General features: G+C 73.6%; 11 protein-coding genes. 5 read left to right on the top strand and 6 right to left on the bottom strand.

The window, feature by feature from the left end:
• Nucleotides 1–23 precede the first annotated feature (23 nt).
• Complete coding sequence (locus ACIQFU_RS03260; RefSeq protein WP_402548609.1) at nt 24–707, top strand: TetR/AcrR family transcriptional regulator; 684 nt, start codon at nt 24–26, stop codon at nt 705–707.
• Between the two features lie 436 nt (nt 708–1,143).
• On the opposite strand, the gene ACIQFU_RS03265 is transcribed toward ACIQFU_RS03260, so the two are convergent.
• The gene (locus tag ACIQFU_RS03265; protein WP_402548611.1) at nt 1,144–2,016 is read right to left on the bottom strand and encodes a MaoC/PaaZ C-terminal domain-containing protein; all 873 of its coding nucleotides are present in this window, start codon (nt 2,014–2,016) and stop codon (nt 1,144–1,146) included.
• Nucleotides 2,016–3,311: a 3-oxoacyl-ACP reductase gene (locus tag ACIQFU_RS03270; RefSeq protein WP_402548612.1), complete on the bottom strand. Its 1,296-nt coding sequence runs from the start codon at nt 3,309–3,311 to the stop codon at nt 2,016–2,018. The genes ACIQFU_RS03265 and ACIQFU_RS03270 overlap by 1 nt, the downstream gene beginning before the upstream one ends.
• 136 nt (nt 3,312–3,447) lie before the next feature.
• On the opposite strand from ACIQFU_RS03270, the gene ACIQFU_RS03275 reads away from it, so the two are divergent.
• Both ACIQFU_RS03275 and ACIQFU_RS03280 read left to right on the top strand, forming a co-directional pair.
• Nucleotides 3,448–4,734, top strand: coding sequence for an acetyl-CoA C-acetyltransferase (locus ACIQFU_RS03275; RefSeq protein ID WP_402548614.1), 1,287 nt, complete (start codon nt 3,448–3,450; stop codon nt 4,732–4,734).
• 223 nt (nt 4,735–4,957) lie between these two features.
• Entirely contained in the window at nt 4,958–6,916 is a 1,959-nt protein-coding gene (locus ACIQFU_RS03280; protein ID WP_402548616.1) for an AMP-dependent synthetase/ligase, read from the top strand.
• Here the strand turns inward: ACIQFU_RS03280 and ACIQFU_RS03285 are convergent.
• Both ACIQFU_RS03285 and ACIQFU_RS03290 read right to left on the bottom strand, forming a co-directional pair.
• Entirely contained in the window at nt 6,900–7,544 is a 645-nt protein-coding gene (locus tag ACIQFU_RS03285) for a class I SAM-dependent DNA methyltransferase (protein ID WP_402548618.1), read from the bottom strand. The genes ACIQFU_RS03280 and ACIQFU_RS03285 overlap by 17 nt on opposite strands.
• A gap of 131 nt (nt 7,545–7,675) precedes the next feature.
• Nucleotides 7,676–7,879, bottom strand: a complete 204-nt coding sequence (locus ACIQFU_RS03290; protein WP_003992177.1) for a cold-shock protein — start codon at nt 7,877–7,879, stop codon at nt 7,676–7,678.
• A 293-nt stretch (nt 7,880–8,172) separates the two neighbouring features.
• Here ACIQFU_RS03290 and ACIQFU_RS03295 point away from each other — a divergent pair, with 293 nt between their 5' ends.
• Together ACIQFU_RS03295 and ACIQFU_RS03300 are read left to right on the top strand one after the other, a co-directional pair.
• Entirely contained in the window at nt 8,173–9,021 is an 849-nt protein-coding gene (locus ACIQFU_RS03295; protein WP_402548619.1) for a menaquinone biosynthetic enzyme MqnA/MqnD family protein, read from the top strand.
• Nucleotides 9,022–9,112: 91 nt separating this feature from the next.
• Nucleotides 9,113–10,858, top strand: coding sequence for a serine/threonine-protein kinase (locus tag ACIQFU_RS03300; protein ID WP_402548621.1), 1,746 nt, complete (start codon nt 9,113–9,115; stop codon nt 10,856–10,858).
• Here ACIQFU_RS03300 and ACIQFU_RS03305 read toward each other — a convergent pair.
• Together ACIQFU_RS03305 and ACIQFU_RS03310 are read right to left on the bottom strand one after the other, a co-directional pair.
• Nucleotides 10,851–11,486: a hypothetical protein gene (locus ACIQFU_RS03305; protein ID WP_402548622.1), complete on the bottom strand. Its 636-nt coding sequence runs from the start codon at nt 11,484–11,486 to the stop codon at nt 10,851–10,853. The genes ACIQFU_RS03300 and ACIQFU_RS03305 overlap by 8 nt on opposite strands.
• A 3-nt stretch (nt 11,487–11,489) precedes the next feature.
• Nucleotides 11,490–16,064 carry an FtsK/SpoIIIE domain-containing protein gene (locus ACIQFU_RS03310; protein WP_402548624.1) on the bottom strand — a complete coding sequence of 1,525 codons (4,575 nt, stop codon included), beginning with the start codon at nt 16,062–16,064 and terminating at the stop codon, nt 11,490–11,492.
• Nucleotides 16,065–16,140: the final 76 nt, after the last annotated feature.

The following is a 16,140-nucleotide window of genomic DNA, read 5'->3' on the forward strand; positions in this document are numbered from 1 at the left end:
GCACGGACCGTACGCTGATTCGCATGGGTGCAGGGAAGACCAAGCGGATGCCGCGTGCCGTCCGTGAGCAGCAGATGCTGGACGCCGCCGTGAGCGTCTTCGGCAGGCGCGGGTACATGGCGGCGTCGATGGACGAGATCGCCGAGCTGGCGGGCGTGTCCAAGCCGCTGGTGTATCTGTACCTGAACTCGAAGGACGACCTCTTCAGCGCCTGCATCGGCCGCGAGTCCCGCGCCCTCACCGAGGCGGTGCGGGCCGGTGTGCGGCCGGGGCTGCCCGCCGACGGGCAACTCTGGTCGGGGCTGCGGGCGTTCTTCAGCCACACCGCGAGCCACCCGGACGCGTGGCGGGTGCTGCACCTGCACGCCCGTACGCACGGCGAGCGGTTCGCCGCCGAGGTCGCGGCGATGCGCGAGGAGATCGTCGCGTTCGTGACGCAGCTGATCGCCGCCGCGGCCCGCGACGCGCACCGGGACCCGCACCTGCCCGAGGGCGAGGTCGCCGGGCTGGCCGAGGCGCTGGTGGGCGCCGCCGAGTCGCTCGCCGACTGGGCGGGCGGCACCGAGGGGGTCACCGCCAAGCAGGCGGCGGCGACCCTGATGAACTTCGCCTGGGCCGGCCTGGGCGACCTGATGACCGGGCGGCCGTGGTCCCCACCGGAGGAACCCGAGCCGACGGACCAGCCGGTCCCGGCCCAGGCCGGGTAGTTCCCGGCCCAGACCGGGCCGGCTCCGGTTGAGACCGGAGGGGGCTGGCCGTGGCGGACGGGTTCCGGCCCGGGGCGGGTGGGTTCTGGTTCGGGCTGGGTGGGCTCTGGTTGGGCGGGAGGGGGCTGGCCGTGGCGGACGGGTTCCGGCCCGGGTCGGGTGGGTTCTGGTTCGGGCTGGGTGGGCTCCGGTCGGGGCGTGAGAGGGCTGGCCGTGCCGGACGGGCTCCTGCGCAGGTCGGGGAGTTCCCGGCCCAGGTCGGGCAGTTCCCGGCCCAGGTCGGGGACTTCCCGGCCCAGGTCGGGGACTTCCCGGCCCAGGTCGGGCAGTTTCCGGCCAGGCCGGGTTCGGTTCAGGCCGGACGGGTTCTCGTTGAGGCCGTGTGGGTTCCGGCCCACGTCGCGTGGGGACCGGTTCGGGTCGGGTGGGCTTCGGGTCAGGCTGGGCGGGGCTCGACCGTGCCGGACAGGTGCAGTCGGCCGTCGCGGGCGCCGCGCAGTTCGAACCGGCCGCCCTCGCCGGCCCCGTACGTCACCGTCCCCGGCAGCAGCACCGGCGCCCGGAACTCCGCCCGCACCGCCGTCGCGTCCGGCGTCCCGTGCTCGGCGAGGCACCGGGCCACGGTCCACATGCCGTGCGCGATGGCCCGCGGGAAGCCGAACAGGCGGGCGGTGAGCGGGTGCAGGTGGATGGGGTTGCGGTCACCGGACGCGGCACCGTAGCGCCGTCCGGTGTCACCGGCGAGCGGCCACTCGGCGCGGACCGGGAGGGGCTCCCGGTTTCCCGCGGGGGCCTCCTCGGCGGGGGGCCGCGCGGCGGTGCGGTGCCGGGCCAGGTACGTGCTGCGGGACTCCCACACGACGTCGGCTCCGGCGCGCAGCTCCGTGACCACCGACGCCTCGGTGCCGCGCCGGTGCGGGGCCAGCCCGTCGACGTACACGGTGAGTTCGTACTCCGCGGTCGCGGGCATGGCACTCCGCCGGGTGACGGCGATGGAGGTGTGGACGAGCCCGAGCAGGGGCAGCGGGAAGTCCCGGCCGCTCATCAGGCGCATCGCCACCGGGAAGCCCAGCACGTGCGGATACGTCACCGGAAGCGCGTCCGCGCCGGTCGGGAACCCGCACACCCGCTCGTACGCGGCGAGTCGCGCGAGGTCCACGCGCAGGCCGGGCAGGACCAGCCGGGTGCGGGGGAAGTCCGCGTCCGGGCGGGGGCGTTTGAGGGGTGACAGCAGTGCGCCGCGCGCGAGGAGCGGGGCGAGGGCGGGGAGGCCGGTCAGGGTGCCGGTGGTCGGGCTCGCGGTGGTCATCACGCCCCCAGCAGGCTCTGGCCGCAGACCCGTACGACCTGGCCGTTGACCGAGCCGGAGGCCGGGTGGGCGAGCCAGGCGGTGGTCTCGGCGACGTCGACGGGCAGGCCGCCCTGCGCGAGTGAGTTCATACGGCGGCCGGCCTCGCGGATGAAGAGCGGGACCGCCGCCGTCATCTTCGTCTCGATGAACCCGGGCGCCACCGCGTTCACCGTCACCCCGTGCCCGGCGAGCGCGCTCGGCGCCAGGGAGCGGACCAGGCCGACGACGCCCGCCTTGCTCGCGCCGTAGTTGGTCTGGCCCGCGTTGCCCGCGAGCCCGGCGATGGAGGCCGTCGCCACGATCCGGCCGCCCCGGTTGACCGCGCCCGCCGCGAGCAGCGCGTCCGTGGTGCGCAGGACGCTCGCGAGGTTGACGTCGAGCACGGAACTCCAGCGGTCGGCGGGCATGTTGACCAGACGCCGGTCGCGGGTGATGCCCGCGTTGTGGATGAGGACATCGAGCCCGCCGGGCAGCGCGGCGGCGATGCGCTCGCCCGCGTCCGCCGCCGTGATGTCGAGCGCGAGGGCGGTGCCGCCGAGGCGTTCGGCGGCCCGGCGTGCCGCGTCTTCCGCCTGCGGCACGTCGAGGACGACGACGTGGGCGCCCTGTCCGGCCAGCGTCTCGGCGACCGCCGCGCCGATGCCCCGCGCGGCCCCGGTGACCAGGGCGGTGCGCCCGGCGAGCGGCAGCGCCCAGTCGTCGGGGTCGGCGCCTTCGGTCTGCTCGGGCCCGACCTCGATCACCTGGCCGCTGACGTAGGCGGAGGCGGGGGAGAGGAGGAAGCGCAGGGTGGACTCGGCGGGTGCCGGGTCGGTGAGCCGTACGAGGTTGACCGTCCTGCCCCGCCCGATCTCCTTGCCGAGCGAGCGCGTGAACCCCTCCAGGGCCTGCTGGGCGGCGGCCTGGTGGTGGTCGGCCGGGTCGAGCGGGGCGCCGAGCACGACCACGCGGCCGCTGGCGGCGACGGACCGTACGACGGGGTGCAGTGCGGCGTGCACCTCGGCGAGCGTGTCGACGTCCCGTACGCCGGTGGCGTCGAGGACGACGGCGGCGGGGCGGCCGTCCTCGTCCCGGGCCAGGCCCGTGCGGGCCAGGACGGGCGCGAGGTCGAGGTCCGACTTGCCGGCCGTGAGGTGGAGCAGGCCGCCGTCGAGCGCGTCCCGTCGCAGCTCGGCGGGTTGCGGCAGGCCCAGCCGGCGGGTGAGGAATCGGCCGGGCGCGGTGCCGGTGAAGCTGAGGTAGCGGTCGGCCATGTCTGTCTCCCAGGCGGCTGCGACGTGGTCCAGAGGCCGGCTGCGAGGCTCACCGAGCTCACCGTGCCCACAACTGCTTACTCTGGAGTAAGGTTACCGGAGGTAAGCCTATGGCACGGGTGAGGAGCAGGTCGAGATGAGCCCTCTGGCAGCGCAGCCCACGCGCCGCGTCGCGGTCCTCGGCGGCGCGCGCATCCCCTTCGCCCGTTCCGACGGGCCGTACGCCACCGCCTCCAACCAGGAGATGCTCACCGCTGCCCTCGACGGCCTGGTCGAGCGGCACGGGCTCCGGGAGCCGGGCGCGGTGGGCGAGTTCGTGGCCGGCGCGGTCCTCAAGCACAGCCGGGACTTCAACCTCGCCCGCGAGACGGTCCTCGGCTCGGCGCTCGACCCGCGCACCCCCGCCTACGACATCCAGCAGGCCTGCGGGACCGGGCTCCAGGCCGTGATCGCCGCCGCCAACAAGATCGCCCTCGGCCAGACCGAGTCGGCGATCGCGGGCGGCGCCGACACCGCGAGCGACGCGCCGCTCGGCGTCAACGACCGGCTGCGCCGCATCCTCCTGGAGGCCCGCCGGGCCAAGTCCACCGGCGCCCGGCTGAAGGCGCTGGCCAAGGTCCGCCCGGGGCACCTGGTCCCCGACATCCCCCGCAACGCCGAACCGCGCACCGGCCTGTCGATGGGCGAGCACGCGGCGGTCACGGCGCGCGCCTGGGGTGTCTCCCGCGAGGAGCAGGACGCGCTGGCCGCCGCGAGCCACCAGCGGCTGGCGGCGGCGTACGAACGCGGGCTCTTCCAGGACCTGGTGATCCCCTTCCGGGGCCTGGCCCGCGACCAGAACCTGCGCCCCGGCTCGACGGTGGAGAAACTGGCCGCGCTGGGGCCGGTCTTCGGCGTCGACGCCCCCGGTGCCACCATGACGGCCGGCAACTCCACGCCCCTGACCGACGGCGCCGCCACGGTGCTGCTGGCGAGCGAGGAGTGGGCCGAGGCCCGGGGCATCGAACCCCTCGCGTACCTCACGGCGTACGAGACGGCGGCCGTGGACTTCGTCGGCGGGGACGTGGCCGACGGGGAGGACGGGCTGCTGATGGCCCCGGCGTACGCGGTCCCGCGGATGCTGGAGCGGGCCGGGCTGGGAATCGGGGACTTCGACCTCGTGGAGATCCACGAGGCGTTCGCCTCCCAGGTGCTGGCCACGCTGGCCGCCTGGGAGAAGCGGGGCCTGGAGCCGGTGGACCGGGCCCGCCTGAACGTGGCAGGCTCCTCCCTCGCCACCGGCCATCCCTTCGCCGCGACCGGCGCCCGGATCGTGGCGACCCTGGCCACGCTGCTCGCCGAGCGCGAGGGGCCGGGGCACGGCCTGATCTCCGTCTGCGCGGCGGGCGGCCAGGGCGTCACGGCGATACTGGAACGAACATGACTTACCTTCAGGTAACTCCCAAGTTTGCACACACCCGGCCCGGGACCATTCCCGAACACGCACCAACTCCCCACGTGGGCGCCGTACGATCCCGGAACTGACCGCCGGTAACCCCTGTCCGCGGGACCGGTGATGAACGCCTCGGCGCGCGAGGCACGTACGTCATGCAGCAGAGCAGCGACAGCAGAAGCAGTGTCTTTGCTGCACGTCCCAGGAGCCGCCCGTGTCCACCCCGCTTCCCTCCTTCGCCGCGTCCGCCGCCTACGCCGACTCGCCCGGCCCCACCCTGGTGGCGCCCGAGACGCGGATGCTGGACGGGGCCGTACGGGAGGCGTACGTACCGCCCTTCGCACCCCCGGTGCGCCGCGGCTCCCTCGCCGACCTGCCCTTCGACAACGCGGCGGCGGTGCCGGACCAGGTGGTCCTCAGCCGCAGGTCGCCGCAGGGCGACTGGTCCGACGTGACGGCGGCCGGGTTCGCCGGGCAGGTGCTGGCGGTGGCCAAGGGCATGATCGCGGAGGGCCTGACGCCGGGCGACCGCATCGCGATCATGGCGCGGACGACGTACGAGTGGACGCTGCTGGACTTCGCCGCGTGGGCGGCGGGCCTGGTCACCGTCCCCGTCTACCCGACCTCCTCCCTCTTCCAGACCCGCTGGATCCTCCAGGACTCCGGTGCCGTCACCCTGGTCACCGAGACCACCGCGCAGGCCGCCGCCCTCGGCCCCGAGCTGGACCGCATGCCCGATCTCAAGCACCTGTGGGTCATGGAGAAGGGGCACGTGGAGCGGCTCGCGGAGCTGGGCGCGCGGGTGCCCGACGCGGAGGTGGAGGTGCGCCGCGGCATGCTCGGCCCGGGCACGCTGGCCACCCTGATCTACACCTCGGGGACGACCGGCCGCCCGAAGGGCTGCGTGCTCACCCACGGCAACTTCTTCGCCGAGGTCGACAACGCGATCGAGCTGCTCTACCCCGTCTTCAAGGCGGAGACCGGCGAGGAACCCTCGATCCTGCTCTTCCTGCCCATGTCCCACGTCTTCGGCCGCATGGTCGCCGTGGCCTGCGTCCGCGCCCGGGTCCGCCTCGGACACGCGCCCAGCCTGAAGGCTCAGGACCTGCTGCCCGACCTGGCGGCCTTCCGCCCGACCTGCCTGCTGACCATCCCGTACATGCTGGAGAAGGTCTTCAACAGCGCCCGCGCCAAGGCCGAGTCCGGCGGCCGGGCCTCGGCCTTCGACCGGGCGGTCTCGGTGGCGGTGCGCTACGGCGAGGCCAGGGAGGCCCGTCAGACGGGCACCGGCGGCGGTCCCGGCCGGGGCCTGAAGACCGCCCGTTCCTTCTACGACCCGCTGGTCTACCGGAAGATCCGGAGCGCCATGGGCGGCCGGGTGAAGTACGCCATCTGCGGCGGCTCCCCGCTGGGCCGCCGCCTGGCCGCCTTCTACGCCGGGGCCGGCATCGAGATCTTCGAGGGCTACGGCCTCACCGAGACCACCGCCGCGGCCACCGTCACGCCCCCGCTCAAGCCGCGACTGGGCACCGTCGGCTGGCCGCTGCCCGGCACCCGCGTCCGCATCGCCGCCGACGGCGAGATCCTCGTCGCCGGCGAGCAGGTCCTGCACGGCTACTGGGACCCGCAGGCGGGCGGTGTCGTCCAGGCCGCACCCGACGGCTGGTTCGCCACCGGCGACCTCGGCAGCCTGGACGACGAGGGCTACCTGACGATCACCGGCCGCAAGAAGGAGCTGCTGATCACCGCGGGCGGCAAGAGCGTCGCCCCGGCCCCGCTGGAGAACTGGCTGCGCTCCCACCCCCTGATCTCCCAGTGCATGGTCCTGGGCGACCGCCGCCCCTACGTCTCCGCCCTGTTCACCCTCGACCCCGACGGCCTCACCCACTGGCGCCGCATGAACGGCAAGCACCCGGTGCCGCCGGAGCTGCTGACCGACGACGAGGAGGTCCGCGCGGTGCTCCAGCGTGCCGTCGACGAGGCCAACAAGCTGGTCTCCCGCCCGGAGTCCATTCGCCGCTTCGCGATCCTGCCCCGGGACTTCACCGAGTGGGAGGGCCATCTGACCCCGTCCATGAAGCTCCGGCGCGAGGCGATCATGCGGGACTTCGCGGGAGCCGTGGAGGGGCTGTACGAGGGGCGGGACGGCGGGGGGATCAGCGGCGGGCGATGAGGCAGGCCTGCGGGACCTGCGCGGAGGCGTCCGCCTCCTGTACGCGCACCGTCCTGGACAGCACGGTGAACCCGGCCTGCGCCAGCAGCCCGGCCATCGGCTCCGGCTGCCGGCGTTCGAAGTCCAGGGCGACCGGGTGGCCCCACGGCCGGTCGTGGTGGCGGGGCTCGTCGCCCACCTGGAAGCCGAGCAGAAGGTGCCCGCCCGGGGCCAGCACGCGCCGTATCTCGCCGAAGAGGTCCGGCAGCCGCTCCCACGGCGTGTGGATCGACGAGTACCAGGAGACGGCCCCGGCGAGTGCGCCGTCGGGCAGGTCCAGCTCCAGCATGGACCCCTGCTCGAACCGCAGCCCCGGATTCTCGCGGCGCGCGATCGCGAGCATCGAGGCGGACAGGTCGAGGCCGAAGACCCGCAGCCCCAGCGAGGCGAGGTACGCGGTGACCAGGCCGGGCCCGCAGCCGAGGTCGGCCACCTGTCCCCCGGGACCCACCAGCTCGGCGAAGGCACCCATCAGCGCCCGGTCCAGCGGGGCGTCGTCGAGCACGGTGCGGAAGCGGGCGTGGTAGTCCTCGGCGACGGCGTCGTAGAAGGTCCGGGTGGTGGCGACGAAGGCGGGGTCGATGGTCATGGGCGGACCCTAGTGGCAGCCACTGACAGCCGACAGCCCGGCGGCTCCGGCGGGCGAATTCACGGAGCATTCACAAGGGCAGGAGCCCCGTCGCCGAAAACGGCGCGGGGCTCCTTGGGTACTGCTGTCAATCAGACAGGAGTGACATTCTCGGCCTGCGGACCCTTGGGGCCCTGCGTGACGTCGAAGGACACCTGCTGGTTCTCCTCGAGGGAGCGGAAGCCGCTCGCATTGATCGCGGAGTAGTGGACGAAGACGTCGGGGCCGCCGCCTTCCTGGGCGATGAATCCAAAGCCCTTTTCGGCGTTGAACCACTTCACGGTTCCGGTAGCCATAAGCCCTCCTTGGGCCCAAAGGGTTGCCCTGCTCCAGAACCCAGCAAGTGTGAAGACTTTGAATGCCGCACAACTGCATACGTCTGAGAACGACGAGAGCCCGCGGTCACATGCTCCGCAGGCTCTGTACTGCAAGGGAAACCAAACTGCAACTTGCTGTGAGCCTAGCACGCAGGGACCCCGGCGCAACAGAGGTCAAGATCACTTCACCCGGACGTTTGAACACCTGCGCCGTTCGGCTGACGCCGGGGGTCGGCGACGGGCGGACCACGGAGGAGGGCTAGCCTCGCGATGTGGACAATTTTCGCACCCGGCCGCGCGTCGGCCACATCCAGTTCCTGAACTGCCTGCCCCTCTACTGGGGGCTCGCGAGAACAGGCACGCTCCTCGACTTCGAGCTGACGAAGGACACCCCGGAGAAGCTCAGCGAGCAGCTGGTGCGCGGCGATCTCGACATCGGTCCCGTCACCCTGGTCGAATTCCTCAAGAACGCCGACGACCTCGTCGCGCTGCCCGACATCGCCGTCGGCTGCGACGGCCCGGTGATGTCGTGCGTGATCGTCTCCCAGGTCCCGCTGGACCGCCTGGACGGCGCCCGCGTCGCCCTCGGGTCGACCTCGCGCACCTCCGTGCGGCTCGCCCAGCTCCTCCTGGCGGAACGGTTCGGCGTCCAGCCGGACTACTACACCTGCCCGCCGGACCTGAGCCTGATGATGCAGGAGGCCGACGCGGCCGTCCTCATCGGGGACGCGGCCCTGCGCGCCAACATGATCGACGGCCCGCGCTACGGCCTCGACGTGCACGATCTGGGTGCCCTGTGGAAGGAGTGGACGGGTCTGCCGTTCGTCTTCGCGGTCTGGGCGGCCCGGCGCGACTACGTGGAGCGCGAGCCGGTCATCGCCCGCAAGGTGCACGAGGCCTTCCTCGCCTCCCGTGACCTCTCCCTGGACGAGGTGGAGAAGGTCGCGGAGCAGGCCGCCCGCTGGGAGGCCTTCGACGAGGACACCCTCGCGAAGTACTTCACCACGCTCGACTTCCGCTTCGGGGGCCCGCAGCTGGAGGCGGTCACCGAGTTCGCCCGCCGCGTCGGCCCCACCACCGGTTTCCCGGCGGACGTGAAGGTCGAGCTGCTGCGGCCCTGATCCGCACCGGGCCCCTTTCTCCCTGGGGCCTTCCGGGGGCGGCCCACTACCCTGCTGACAGGTATCGGCGTACGGGGGAGGGGTGGGCGCGATGCGGCCGCTCGAAGACGACGAACCCACCGTCGTGGGGCCCTACCGGCTGCTCGGCCGGCTGGGCTCCGGCGGCATGGGCCGGGTGTACCTGGGCCGCAGCGCGGGGGGCCGCACGGTCGCGGTGAAGATCGTGCACCCGCACTTCGCGCTGGACGAGGAGTTCCGGGCCCGGTTCCGGCGCGAGGTGGACGCCGCGCGCAGGGTCGGCGGCGCCTGGACCGCGCCCGTACTGGACGCGGATCCCGAGGCGCGCGTGCCGTGGGTCGCCACGGCGTACGCGGCCGGTCCCTCCCTCACGGCGGCCGTGGCGGACGGCGGCCCGCTGCCCGCCCACTCGGTACGGGTGCTCGGCGCGGGCCTCGGCGAGGCGCTGGCCGCGGTGCACGAGCTGGGCCTCGTCCACCGCGACGTGAAGCCGTCCAACGTCCTGCTCACCCTCGACGGCCCCCTCCTGATCGACTTCGGCATCGCCCGTGCCACGGAGGGCACCGCCTCCCTGACCTCGACGGGCGTCTCGATCGGCTCGCCCGGCTACATGTCGCCCGAGCAGATCCTCGGCAAGGGCGTGACCGGGGCGGCGGACGTCTTCTCGCTGGGCGCGGTCCTGGCGTACGCGACGACGGGGCAGCCGCCCTTCCCCGGGGACTCCTCGGCAGCGCTGCTCTACAAGGTCGTCCACGAGGAGCCCCGGCTGGACGGCCTGGACGGGGAGCTGCGCGAGCTGGTCGCGTCCTGCCTCGCGAAGGACCCGGCCGCCCGTCCCGCCCCCGGCGAGGTGGCCCGGCGCCTGGCCCCCGAGGGCGCGGCCCGCCTGGTGACCGGCGGCTGGCTGCCTGGGCCGCTGGTGGAGCGGGTCAGCCGCGGCGCCGTACAGCTGCTGAACCTGGAGGCGGCGGAGTCGGGGGCGCGTGCGGGGGAGGCGTCGGGGCCGGTGGGGTTCAGCCGGCCGTCGGTCACGGGGGGCGGCGTCCCCGGGGCGGACGCTCCCCGGGAGCCGGAGGGGCAGGCGCCGGTTCACACCGCCGGTGCCTTCGGGCCGCCGCCGGTGATGCCGGCGCCCCCGTCCGTCTCGCCCGCACCCTCGTATCCGCCCTCCTCCGGGAGCGTGCCCTCCTCCCTCCCCGGCCCGAGGGATGCGGAACCCGGCGCGGACCCGGGTGCCACGCATCCTCCGGGCAGGCTCGCGCTCTCCGTCGCGGCGGCCTCCACGCAGGGCGCGGGCGGGCGGGGCCGGCGGCTCAGCTGCACGGTGGCCCTGGCGGTGGCGGGGGCGCTGGCGGCGGTGACGGTCGGTTCGGTGTTCGTCCTGGACCTGCTGCCGGGTTCGGGCAAGGACACGAACAACGCGGGCGGCGACGACGGCTCCCACGAGCCCCCCGCCGCCACCGCCGGCGCCCTGCCCCAGCGTTACGTCGGCACCTGGGAGGGGCAGGCAGCCGCCCTGGACGGCAAGCTGCCGCTGGGCACCTTCCGTATCGGCATCAAGCAGGTGAACGTCGGCGAGGAGCTGGGCCGGCTCCGCCAGACCGATGCGCTGGGCGGCGTCTGCGTCGACGTGATCACGCTCAAGAAGGTGACGGAGAAGCAGATCGTCGCCGGGTCCGTCGGCGCCGAGGGCAACCACGACGGCTGCAACCCCGCGCCCACCACGGTCACCTTCACCCCGGTCGGCGACGACCTCGACTACGCGTCCGAGAGCGAGGAGTCGGGGCGGCCGAAGGCGAGGCTGTCGAAGATCAAGTAGCCGGGCCGGCGCCGGGCGGCACGGACTTTTCGCGCTCCTTGCGCATGACGTGGCGCACGAGCAGCGCGATCAGGACGGCGGACACGGCCACGGTGGCCGCCAGCCCGACGGCCCCCAGGTACGGGAACCGCTCGTGCACCCAGCAGGCGCCGCCCTCGCGGTAGCAGGCCCCGTCCCAGTCCCGGCGCTCCCGGGGCCGCCAGGACGCGCCGATCACGCCGAGCACCAGCCAGCCGGCCGCGAGCCCGGGCAGCGCGGCGAGGACCCGGGCGAGCGAACGGAGCCTGCTCCTGCGCCACTTCATCCGGGTCAGCGGCGCCACGAGCGCGGCGGCCGTCAGGGGCAGCAGTGCGCCGAGGGTCGCGCCGAAGGCGTACACCCCGCCCGGCCAGGCGGGGGCCACGTCGCCCCACGCCCGGTGCCCCCACCGCATGTCGATGGCGACCAGCGGCCCGATGAGGGCGAGGAACGCGGCGACGGAACCGACGACCAGCAGGCAGCCGGACACCACACCCCCACGCCGGGAGCCGGGCGGGCGGACGGACGACCGCCCGTCGCGCCGGTGCTCGTAGCGCAGGGCGGGCCCCGCCGCCCTGCGCCGCCCCGGTTTCGCCGATCCGCCGCCCACCGGTCAGCCCGGCACCACGACGGTGCGCAGTTCCCCGTCGCCGAGGTGCAGCATGCCCTTGCCCGGCGTGACCTGGCCGCCGACCATCTGGCGCGAGATGCGCAGGCCGACGAGGTCGCCGCTGGAGGACTCCTGCGGGGAGAGCAGGATGCCGCGGCGGGCCTTCTTGGCGTCGACCTGCCAGCCGGAGAAGCCGCTGCACACGTCCTCCTCGTCACCGGCGATGACGAGGGCGAGGCCGCGTTCGGCACCCCGCGAGACGATCTTCTTCATGTGACTCTCGGCGTCGCAGTCCTCAAGGATCTCGCCGTCGTCGATCAGGACGGCGATCGGCTCCTCCGGGCTGGCCCGGTCGATCAGTTCCTCGAACTCGTCCTCGTCGATGTCGTCCCCGGTGAAGACCTTCAGCACGCCCTCCACACCGTCCAGTTGACGCACCGGCGACTGGCGGGGCGCCGCGACGACCAGGCGGGTGCCCCGGGCGAGGAGGGACTGCGCGACGTTCATCAGCACCGTGGAGCGGCCCGACTTGGCCGGCCCCGCGATGACGAAGGACGGCACGCCGTCGGCGAGGTCGGGACCGAAGCCGACGATCTCGTCGCCGCCGATGCCGATCAGCGCCCACAGCTTGGAGCGGGACGCCTCCGGATCGCGCATCTCCCACGCCTCGGGGAAGGAGATCCGGCTGGGCAGGCTGTCGACGCGGAACGGACGCCGGGTCCGCGGGACGCCGGCGTCGCGCGCGGTGGCGGCCTCGCCGATCGCGGTGATCGCCGCCGCCTGGCCCTGACCGGTGGTGTCCTCGGAGAGCAGCGCGAACTGCGTCTCCGTACCGGCCTCGTTGCGGAAGGCGCGGCCCGGCGGGATCTCCTCGGGCACCTTGCGGGACGGGATGCCGAGCGAGGCGAAGTCGCTGCGGTCGGCCAGACGCAGGCCGTACTTGTCCTCGGTGAGCGTCGCGATGCGGCCCACGAGCAGCGTGCGGTCACCGGTGAGGACCAGGTGGATGCCGACGCTGGCGCCCTCGCGCATCATCGTCTGCAGCTCGTCGGTCAGCGAACCGTGGTCGACCTCGCCGAGGGTGGGCACCCACCCCTCCCAGCGGTCCAGCAGCACGACGATGTGCGGCAGCCGCTCGTCCTGCGCCACCGAAGCCCGCTGCTCGCCGATGTCCGCGAACCCCGAGTCCGCCAGCAGGTCCTGACGGCGCGACAGCTCGCCCTTGAGCCGGTTCACCAGCCGTACGACCCGCTCGGTCTGGTTGCGGCCCACGACCGCGCCGCAGTGCGGCAGCCGGGTCAGCGCGTTGAGCGCGCCGTTGCCGCAGTCGATGCCGTACAGGTGGACGTCGGCGGTGGAGTGGGTGCGGGCCAGCGAGCCCGCGATGGTGCGCAGTACCTGGGAACGGCCGCTGCGCGGCGCACCGCCGATCATCAGGTGCCCGAAGTTCGAGAAGTCGACGACGACCGGGCGGCGGGCCTGGTCGGAGGGCAGGTCCTCGATGCCGTACGGGGCGGGCGGCAGCTTGCCCGGGGCGGCGCCGGCGAGCGCCGGGACCTCGATCTCGTCCAGCAGCAGCGTCTCGTCCAGCGCCGGCAGCCAGGGGCTGTGCTGGGCGGGGATGCCCATCGACCGGTTGGCGTCGCGCACCGCGTCGACCAGCACCTTGAGGTCGGTGATCTCGTCGTCCTCGCGGGACTGGGTCTTCGGCTTGGTCAGCGCCGCCCGGCCCAGGTCCTCCCAGCCCAGCGGCCCCACCCAGGGTGCGAGTGCGGCGGGGTCGGCGGCGCCGGGCCTGCGGCCACCGACCCGGCCCGACTGGAAGGGAACGAGGGAGGAGTGGCCGAGCCGTACGTAGGCGCGGCCCGGGGTGTTCTTGGAGATGTGCCCGGCCTCGGGCGAGTCGATGACGTCGGACGACTCGCCGCCGTCGGTCACGCGCAGCGCGATCCGGAGGTTGGTGTTGGCGCGGATCTCGGGGGAGACGACACCGCTGGGCCGCTGTGTGGCGAGCAGCAGGTGGATGCCGAGGGAGCGCCCCCGCTGGGCGATGTTGACGAGTCCGGTGACGAAGTCGGGCAGGTCCCGCACCATGGAGGCGAACTCGTCGATGACGATGAGCAGCCGGGGCACCGGAGCATGCGAGGGGTCCCGCCGCACCAGGTCCTGGTAGTCCTCGATGTCCTTGGCGTCGGCGGCGGCGAGGATGTGCTCGCGCCGCTTCAGCTCGGCCCCGAGGGACTCCAGGGCGCGCTCCACGAGGTGCGCGTCGAGGTCGGTCACCATGCCGACGGTGTGCGGCAGCTTCACACAGTCCTTGAACGCGGACCCGCCCTTGTAGTCGACGAGGACGAAGGTCATGTTCTCGGGCGTGTTCGCGACGGCGAGGGCCGCCACGATGGTCTGCAGCAGCTCGGACTTGCCGGAACCGGTGGTACCGGCGATGAGGCCGTGCGGCCCGTCCTTGCGCATGTCGATGCCGAAGGGCCCGTCGTACGACTCGCCGATGACGGCCATCGTCGACTGGCCGCCCATCCGCCACCGCGCGCCGATCGCGTCGGCCGTCGGCGGCTCCAGCTGGAGTACGTCGAGCAGCCGGCTGGCACCGGGCAGCGCGGAGTCCTCGGTCTCGCCGCTGATGTCGCGCAGCGCGGACAGTGAACGCGCCAGCCGCAGGCACCAGGCGGGCGTGACGAAGTCGGGCCGCACGCCGGTGATCCGCTCGACCCCGGCCTCCTCGACCCGCAGCCGCAGCTTCTCGGTACGGGCCTGCTGCTGGGGCTCGGCGGGGGAGTCGGCGTGCCAAGCCTGGAAGGACGGAAACCCTCCGGCGACCTGCCGGACGGGCTGCCGCTCGTCCTGCCCCGCCCGCCCGCTCTCCTCGGCCCTGGGCTCGGCGACGACGAACGCCTGGCACTCACCCGGCAGGAACCGCTCCTCGGCGTCGAGGCAGACGGCGAACACGGACACGGCGGGCCCTTCCCGCAGCAGCCGTACGACGCCCGGCAACGACCGCAGCCGTCGCGACCCGTCCCATACGACGACGATGTCGGGATCGGAGAAACTGGACCCCTGGGCGCCGCCGCCCTTCTGCTCGGCGGCCTTCTTGCGGGCGTCGAGGATCTGCGTCAGCTCGCCGATGCGGGCGCCGACGGTCTCGGCGTCGGTGCCGATCAGTACGTTGACGTCCTGCCCGCCCGAGGGCCGGGAATGCGGCAGCCACCGCATCCAGTCCCACTCGCTCTGCGCGGAGTTCTCGCTCAGCACGTAGAACTGCACGTCCATCGGGCTGTGCAGCGCGGCGGTCTGGGCGACGGCCCAGCGCCCCAGCGACCGTGCCGAGTCCCCGGGCCCGGCGATGCCGACGACCCCGAGCCCGCGCAGTGACAGCGCGACGGGCGCGTCCTCGATCTTCCAGGTGACCTGCCGCCGGTGGTCGTCCTGCTCGGGATCGTCCAGCACGACCTCGGAGGGCAGCCGCCCGGTCCCCACCCGCAGCAGCAGATGGTCCCGATCGGTCCGCCGCCGCTCCCAGAGCCGGGTGCGCGGCCCGGTCCCGACGGACAGCACGACCGCCGGGTCCGGAATGGCCTGCCGCCGCTCGTCCCGCTCGGCGACCAGCGCGTCCTGCGCGTCCTTCTCGATCCGCGCCTTCTGCTCCTCGTACTCCTTGACCTGCTTGGCGTGGGACTTGCGCCCGTGCTTCTTGTCGTTGAAGTAGTTGGCGAACAACAGGATCGGGCTGAGCCCCGCCATGATCAGGTAGTACCAGCGCTGGAACACCAGCACGGCGACCACGGAACCGACGAGCGGCGTCAACGCCATCAGCCAGGGCAGCGGACGGGCCTCGTAGTCGCGGGGCGGCGAGGGCAGGCGGAAGGTGGTCTGCCGCTCCGGCGGACGCAGCCGCGGCGGCCGGTTGTAGTCCAGCCCGACCCCGTCCTCGGACCACTTCAGCGCGGCGTTGGGCGGCGCGTACCGGGCCAGCTCGACGAGCGAGTTCCCGACCGCCATCTGCCCCCCGAGCGGCCAGTCGTCACCCTCCCGTTCCTCGACGGACTCCCCGTCGAGAGTGACGCCCTTCTTGTCCCCGTGTACGGCGACCTTGCAGGTCCCGTCGGTGGCGACGGAGAGGGTGAGGGCACGGGCGTCGACCTCGGGATCCTCGATCCGGACGTACGCGGCCGGCCCGCTCCCGATGTCGTACTTCCCGACCCCGAGCCGGTGCACGAACCCGGCCCCCGGTCCGCCGGCGACCCGCAGCTCCACGAGTCCGGTGGGCTCCCCGGGCAGGCACCCGGACGGGTCCTGGAGACTGACGACGGCGCCCTCGCGCAACGGCGACCCGACGACCGTGGCGGACGGATCGACGGCGTACCCGTCGACGTAGACGAGCGGCGCGCCGCCGGCCCCCGCCTGGCCCTGGTGCCCGATCGGAATGACCTGCGCACCCGCGACCCCGACCTGCTTGGCCAGCTCCTCGGCGATGTCCCCGACGGTGGACTCGGGATCGGCGTCGAGCACGACGTCGGCGGTGCCGCCGCCGTACGGGTCGACGACGGTCAGGGTCAGTCGCACGCTTGTCCTCCCCAGGCGAGCCCCCGCGGCCGCTTCCACAACACGGCTCACAGTCCAGGCGACGATATCCGCTGGG

The organism is Streptomyces sp. NPDC093065, assembly GCF_044754585.1.
In the GTDB taxonomy this organism is placed as follows: domain Bacteria; phylum Actinomycetota; class Actinomycetes; order Streptomycetales; family Streptomycetaceae; genus Streptomyces.